Origin of the sequence: Kitasatospora sp. NPDC091257 (assembly GCF_044757675.1) — a bacterium.
Classification (GTDB): Bacteria; Actinomycetota; Actinomycetes; order Streptomycetales; family Streptomycetaceae; genus Kitasatospora; species Kitasatospora lactacystinica.
The window spans coordinates 1-1495 of the sequence record NZ_JBIVVI010001656.1 but is presented as its reverse complement, the minus strand read 5'-3'; the positions used below and the strand labels follow the sequence as shown (position 1 = coordinate 1495).

The following is a 1495-nucleotide window of genomic DNA, read 5'->3' as shown; positions in this document are numbered from 1 at the left end:
CCCCCGGTGATCTTGCCGAAGGGGGTGTAGTTCGGCGGCAGCTTGGTGTCCTTGTAGACCAGGAAGAACTGGCTGCCGTTGGTGCCCGGGCCGGAGTTGGCCATCGCCACGGTGCCGGCCGGGTAGGTCGCGCCGGTCAGGTTCTCGTCCGCGAACTTGTAGCCGGGGCCGCCGGTGCCGCCCGGGACGGTCGCGCTGGCGGTCGGGTCGCCGCACTGGAGCACGAAGATGCCGTCGGTGGTGAGCCGGTGGCACTTGGTGTGGTCGAAGTACTGCTCGCCGGCCAGGAAGGCGAAGGAGTTCACGGTGTGCGGGGCCTTCGCGGCCTCCAGCGCGATCGTCACCTTGCCGCAGTTGCTGTCCAGCGTCATGGCGTACGAGCCGCTCGGGTCGATCGTCATGGGCGGCTCGGCCTGCCACTGCTTGCCGTTGGGCGCGCCCGGCGCCGGAGCGGCGCAGCCCTCGACCGGCTTGCGGGTCGGGGTGGTCGGCTCGTCGGTGCTGGTCGGCGCCGCCTGGGCGCTGTTCGCCGAGGCCTTCTTGTCGCCCTTGTCGTCCGAGCTGAACGCGCCGGTGGCGATCAGGGTGCCACCGCCGGCCAGCACCACGACGGCGAGCGAGGCGCCCAGGATCGTGTTGCGCCGCCTGCGTGCGGCCGCGGCCGCGACCCGGCGCTCCAACTGGCGCTCGTACTTGTCTCGGGCGAGCTGCCGCCGCCGTTGTTCGCTGCTGACCACCGGCCGTGTCTCCTACGGATGTGCGGGAAAAGTGGATGGATTCCGGAGCGGATCATCGCATCCCTCGGCGGCCAAGTGTAGGGACCGGGCCTGTAAGAACCCGGTGAACCTGCCGGGCCGCGGCGCTCCGTCACCGCTATCTGGTTCGCAACCGGACCCGCGGCGCCGGTAGGCTGCACCTACATCACCACTGGCAGCGATCACCACTGGTAGCAGCCGCAGCCGACCGCCGCACACCCGAAGGACGCGCGTGTTCATCGCCGGATTCCCCGCTGGAGCCTGGGGCACCAACTGCTACCTGGTCGCTCCGGCGGCGGGCGAGGAGTGCGTCATCGTCGATCCCGGCCACCAGGCGGCCCGCGGCGTCGAGGACATGGTCCGCGAGCACCGGCTGAAGCCCGTCGCCGTGCTGCTCACCCACGGCCACATCGACCACGTGGCCTCGGTGGTCCCGGTCTGCGGCGCCCGCGGCGTCCCGGCCTGGATCCACCCCGAGGACCGGTACATGATGTCCGACCCGGAGAAGGCGCTCGGCCGCTCCCTGGGCACCCAGCTGATGGGCGAGCTCACCGTCGGCGAGCCCGACGACATGCGCGAGCTCACCGACGGCAGCGTGCTGGAGCTGGCCGGCCTGAAGCTCACCGTGGACCACGCCCCGGGCCATACCGACCCTCGGCAGAGCTGTAAAGCCTTCAGCATGCACGCTGTGTTCGCACAAGATCGCTGCGAGCGGGTAAGCGTTCGGCAACAATCGGCCC

The 1495-nt window shown here is 70.7% G+C and carries 2 protein-coding genes; one reads left to right on the top strand and one right to left on the bottom strand.

Going from position 1 to position 1495, the window contains the following annotated elements; all coding sequences use genetic code 11:
• Positions 1 to 737: peptidylprolyl isomerase (locus tag ACIQOV_RS41060; protein ID WP_401056201.1), on the bottom strand; the 737-nt coding region annotated here is incomplete at its 3' end.
• A 250-nt stretch (positions 738 to 987) separates the two neighbouring features.
• Between ACIQOV_RS41060 and ACIQOV_RS41055 the strand changes: the two genes are divergently transcribed.
• Positions 988 to 1495 (top strand): MBL fold metallo-hydrolase (locus ACIQOV_RS41055; RefSeq protein WP_401056198.1); only part of this gene is annotated, 508 nt, incomplete at its 3' end.